At 70.7% G+C, this 4,846-nt stretch carries 5 protein-coding genes and 1 pseudogene; 3 read left to right on the top strand and 3 right to left on the bottom strand.

Annotated features, from left to right (window positions below):
- Both ASG00_RS16920 and dapD read right to left on the bottom strand, forming a co-directional pair.
- Positions 1-259 (bottom strand): annotated as a pseudogene (locus ASG00_RS16920) (polyphosphate kinase 2); the annotation flags it as partial.
- 100 nt (positions 260-359) lie between these two features.
- The gene (gene dapD / locus ASG00_RS04675) at positions 360-1,301 is read right to left on the bottom strand and encodes a 2,3,4,5-tetrahydropyridine-2,6-dicarboxylate N-succinyltransferase (protein ID WP_056207254.1); all 942 of its coding nucleotides are present in this window, start codon (positions 1,299-1,301) and stop codon (positions 360-362) included.
- Positions 1,302-1,354: 53 nt separating this feature from the next.
- On the opposite strand from dapD, the gene dapE reads away from it, so the two are divergent.
- The 3 genes from dapE to ASG00_RS14350 all read left to right on the top strand — a co-directional run bounded on the left by dapE (position 1,355) and on the right by ASG00_RS14350 (position 3,918).
- Complete coding sequence (dapE, locus tag ASG00_RS04670) at positions 1,355-2,428, top strand: succinyl-diaminopimelate desuccinylase (RefSeq protein WP_056207253.1); 1,074 nt, start codon at positions 1,355-1,357, stop codon at positions 2,426-2,428.
- Entirely contained in the window at positions 2,413-3,651 is a 1,239-nt protein-coding gene (locus ASG00_RS04665; protein WP_056207251.1) for a hypothetical protein, read from the top strand. Before dapE ends, ASG00_RS04665 begins: the two co-directional genes overlap by 16 nt.
- A 93-nt stretch (positions 3,652-3,744) precedes the next feature.
- Positions 3,745-3,918 (top strand): DUF3117 domain-containing protein, encoded by a 174-nt coding sequence (locus ASG00_RS14350; RefSeq protein WP_019179788.1) that lies wholly within the window; start codon positions 3,745-3,747, stop codon positions 3,916-3,918.
- A 63-nt stretch (positions 3,919-3,981) separates the two neighbouring features.
- On the opposite strand, the gene ASG00_RS04660 is transcribed toward ASG00_RS14350, so the two are convergent.
- Positions 3,982-4,620, bottom strand: a complete 639-nt coding sequence (locus ASG00_RS04660) for an O-methyltransferase (RefSeq protein ID WP_056207314.1) — start codon at positions 4,618-4,620, stop codon at positions 3,982-3,984.
- Between the last annotated feature and the right edge of the window lie 226 nt (positions 4,621-4,846).

The following is a 4,846-nucleotide window of genomic DNA, read 5'->3' as shown; positions in this document are numbered from 1 at the left end:
GGGCGATGTAGCGCTGGAAGTACCACTCGGTGCGCTGCCGCTCGGTGGGCGTCGGGAGAGCGACGATGCGGGTGACGCGAGGGTTGAGATATTCGGCGACGCGTTTGATGGTCGACCCCTTGCCTGCGGCATCCCGGCCCTCGAAGATCACCACGATGCGGGCGCCGGTGTGCTGCACCCACGCCTCGAGGTCGACGAGCTGGGCCTGCAGGCGCGCGAGCTCGGTGCGGTACAGCTTCTTCGGCAGCGATGCGCTCATCCTCGGCCTCCTCGGTGCGGATGAGGCGACCCTACGCCGCGTCGCGACCTCGCCGCGTCGCGACCTCGCCGCGGGAGCGCCCGCCGGGAGAATGCGCCCCTCAGGCGTGCAGGATCGCGTTGAGCGTCACGCCGACGCCGGTGCGCCGCACGGCCTCGACCGCGCCGGTGACGGAGTTGCGCCGGAAGAGCACCCCGTCGCTGCCCGACAGCTGCGCGCCCTTCACGACGGGGCGTGCCCCCGCGGCATCCGCCGGCTCGTCGGCCAGCACGATCTTCGTGCCCGCCGTGACGTAGAGACCCGCCTCGACCACGCAGTCATCGCCGAGTGAGATGCCGATGCCCGAGTTGGCGCCGAGCAGCGTGCGTGCACCGATCGAGACGCGATGCGTGCCGCCGCCCGAGAGGGTTCCCATGATCGACGCGCCGCCGCCGATGTCGCTGCCGTCGCCGACGACGACGCCCTGCGAGATGCGGCCTTCGACCATCGAGCTGCCGAGCGTGCCGGCGTTGAAGTTCACGAAGCCCTCGTGCATCACCGTCGTGCCGGGGGAGAGATAGGCGCCGAGACGCACGCGCGACGCGTCGGCGATGCGCACGCCCGGCGGGGTGACGTAGTCGAGCAGGCGCGGGAACTTGTCGAGGCCCGCGAGCTGGATGCCCGCACGCACGAGGTGCGCCCGGCGCGCCGTGACGGCATCGGGATGCATCGGCCCGGCGTTCGTCCACGCGACGTTGGGGAGGTGGACGAAGATGCCGTCGAGGTTCACCCCGTTCGGCTGCACCAGTCGGTGCGAGAGCGCGTGCAACCGTAGGTAAGCGTCCGCGGTGGAGGCGACGGGGGCGTCGAGGTCGATCTCGACCGACACGACGTCGATGCGCACCCCGCGGCGGTCGTCGGCGCCGGCGAGGGCGTCGAGGTCGCTCAGACCCGTGCCGGTGAGCCGACCCGACGCGGGCGACGGGTACCACGCATCGAGCACCGTGCCGTCATCCGCCGTCGTCTGCAGGCCGTGTCCGGACACCCATCGCTCATCGCTCATGTGCTCCAGGCTATCGGCGCGGCAGGGCCGCGACCGCCGATTAGGCTGGCCTCATGCCGTCCCTCGACCTGACCGCAGATGCGGTCGCCCTCACGCGGGCGATCTGCGACATCCCGAGCGTGTCCGGCGAGGAGACCACCCTCGCCGATGCGATCGCCGAGGCCCTCGCCCCGCTCGCGCACCTCGAGGTCTACCGCGACGGCGACACGATCGTGGCGCGCACGCAGCTCGGTCGCGCGCAGCGTGTGGTGATCGCCGGTCACATCGACACGGTGCCGATCAACGAGAACCTGCCGACCCGTGACATCGACGTCGACGGCGAGCCCTACCTCTGGGGGCGCGGCACCGTGGACATGAAGGCGGGTGTCGCGGTGCAGCTGCGACTCGCCGCCGAACTGGTCGACCCCCGTGTCGACATCACGTGGATGTGGTACGACCACGAGGAGGTCGACGCCGAGCTCAACGGGCTCACGCGTCTCGCCCGCACGCGCCCCGATCTGTTCCAGGGCGACTTCGCGATCCTCGGCGAGCCGTCCAACGGCACGGTCGAGGGCGGCTGCAACGGCAACCTCCGCGCCCTCGTGCGCACGCACGGCGTGCGCGCGCACAGCGCCCGAGCCTGGGTGGGGGAGAATGCGATCCACGCGGCGGCGCCCATTCTCACCCGCCTCGCCGAGTACCGCCCGCGCACCGTGGCGGTCGAGGGACTGGAGTACCGCGAGGGGTTGAACGCGGTGCGCATCCACGGCGGGATCGCCGGCAATGTCATCCCCGACGAGTGCGTCGTCGAGGTCAACTACCGCTTCGCGCCGAGCAAGAGCGTCGCACAGGCAGAGGCGCACGTGCGCGAGGTGTGCGCCGGCTTCGACGTCGAGGTCGTCGACAGCGCCCCGGGCGCCCGGCCCGGGCTCGACGCCCCTCTCGCTCAGGAGTTCCTCGCCGCCGTCGGGGCCGACCCTCGCCCCAAGTACGGATGGACGGATGTCGCCCGCTTCTCGGCGCTCGGCGTGCCCGCCGTCAACTACGGTCCGGGCGACCCGAGCCTCGCCCATCACGACCAGGAGCGCGTCCCCCTTGGGCAGATCCACGACGTCGAGCGCGGACTGCGGGCATGGCTGAGCGTCTGATCGACCACCCGCGGGTTGTCGCTGCGCGCACCACCTGGCGGGGGCTCCCGCCGTTCGTGCGGATCGCCGTCATCTACCTGCTCGCGCGTGTCGTCACGACCCTTCTCATGGTCGCCGCCGCGGCCGCGTCGACGGCGTCGTCGCGCTTCGGTGCGCACGCGACGATCGGCGATCTCGCCGTGGGGTGGGATGCCGCGTGGTACTGGTTCACAGCCCTCAACGGCTACCCGGTGCACCTGCCGACGAACACCGCCGGCCTCGTGACCGAGAACTCGTGGGCGTTCATGCCGCTCTACGCCTACCTCGCACAGGGCCTCGGCACGGCGCTCGGCGGCTGGGGTGCGGGGGCCGTCGCGATCTCGCTGATCTCCGGCTACCTCGCCTCGATCGTGCTCTTCACGATCACGCGGATGCGCCTCGACGAGACCTCCTCGATGTGGGCGGTCGCCTTCTTCGCATCGGGGCCGCTCGCCGCTCTGTTCCAGGTCGGCTATGCCGAGTCTCTGTTCCTCCTCTGGCTGTTCCTCGCCCTCTGGGCGGTGCTGCGCCGACGATACGGATGGGTGTATCCGCTCATCATCCTCATGGCCGCAACCCGACCGGGAGTGCTGGCCTTCGCCCTGTTCCTCGGCCTGCATGGCATCGTGCGGCTGGTGCACCGCAGGACCGAGCCGCTGCGGGGACGTGACGTCGCCCACATCCTCTCCCTCGGAGCGCTGGGCGTGGTCGCCGGCTTCGCGTGGCAGTTCATCGCCGGGTGGGTCACGGGAAACCCGAACGCGTACCTTCTCACCGAGCTCTCCTGGCGCCGCAACTGGATCGCGGACGCGAGCCCGCACTTCGCGCCGTTCGACGGATTCGCCGTCGCCGTGCCGTTCTGGTCGACCCAATGGGGGTGGCCGGCCGCCGTCGGCTTCGTCGTGCTGGCCCTGGCTCTCGTCGGCATCGCGACGCTGTTGCTGTTCGAGCCGCACGTGCGGCGAATGGGGGTGGAGCTGCGGCTGTGGACGGCGAGCTACCTCCTCTACCTTCTGGCCGTGTTCTTCCCGCAGTCGAGCATCTTCCGCCTGCTCGTCCCCGTCGCCCCGCTCGCGGCGGGTGCGCTCGCGGTGGCGCGCGCGTGGTGGTGGCGCGTCGGTGTCCTCCTCGTCTGCATCGCGCTGCAGTGGCTCTGGATCTACAACGTCTACGGACTCGCGAACACGTTCTGGCGCATCCCCTGACCGTGTGGCATCCACAACCGCACGGCCCGCGGTGCGGGGCCCGGCGACCCGGAGCGATAGACTGGATCGTCAGCCACCAGGAAGGGGAGCACGATGGCAGCCATGAAGCCGAGAACCGGTGACGGTCCGATGGAGGCCGTGAAGGAGGGCCGGCTCATCATCGTCCGCGTGCCGCTCGAAGGCGGTGGACGCCTGGTCGTCTCCGTGAACGACGCCGAGGCCAAGGAGCTCTACGACGTCCTCGGTGGCGTCGTGAACGCCGCCTGAGACGACGCATCCGTCATCGAGAACGGTCGGTCTGTGCAGACCGGCCGTTCTCTGCGTCCGGGGTCAGTCCGCCGACGGAACGGTGGTCAGCTGCAGCAGTCCGTCGCCGACGATCGACACTGCGGCGATGACCGCGGGTGAGGCCTGGGTCTCCTGGATGAGCGAGCGGTAGGCGGTGGTGATCGCGTCGCGGCGCACCGGGTCGGAGACGGCGCCACCGGCGAGCACGCGCGCGACTAGGACGGTGCCGCCGGGACGCACGAGCCGCAACCCGTGCTCCACATAGTCGAGCACGTTCTCGGGGTCGGCGTCGATCAGCACGATGTCGTACGAGGCCTCGTTCATGCGCGGAAGCACATCGACCGCGCGACCCGTGATGAACCGTGAGCGCGCGGGGGCGATGCCCGCGTCCGCGAACGCGCGGCGGGCGGCCGCGAGGTGCTCGTGCTCGGTGTCGATGGTCGTGAGGATGGCGCGGGGCGCACCGTGCAGCAGCCAGAGCCCGGACACTCCGGCTCCGGTGCCGATCTCGACGATGTTCAGCGCGGCGGACGCGGCGGCAAGGAGGGCGATCTGCGCGCCGAGCGCGGGGTCGACCGGCTCCGCGCCCAGCTCCAACGCATGCGCACGCGCTTTGGCGATGGCCTCCGGCTCGATCGTCGATTCGGCGATGAACCGCGCGTCAGCGTTGTGATCCCTCATGCTCACTCCCTCTTCGTCAGCCTAGGGCTCGTCCTCAGCTTCCCCATGCAGGCGCGGCGCTAACCTGAATCCATGTTCCTGGGCCTGACCTTCGAGAAGCTGGTGCTCATCGGCGTTCTCGCGGCGGTCGTGCTCGGACCCGAGCGACTGCCCCGTGCGGCTGAGTGGCTCGCGAAGGCCACCAAGCGGGCTCGCGCCTACGCCCAGGGTGCCCGCGAGCGCATGC

The sequence above is a fragment of the Microbacterium sp. Leaf351 genome, assembly GCF_001423825.1.
GTDB classification, from domain to species: domain Bacteria; phylum Actinomycetota; class Actinomycetes; order Actinomycetales; family Microbacteriaceae; genus Microbacterium; species Microbacterium ginsengisoli.
This window is presented reverse-complemented; position numbering and strand designations above follow the sequence as displayed.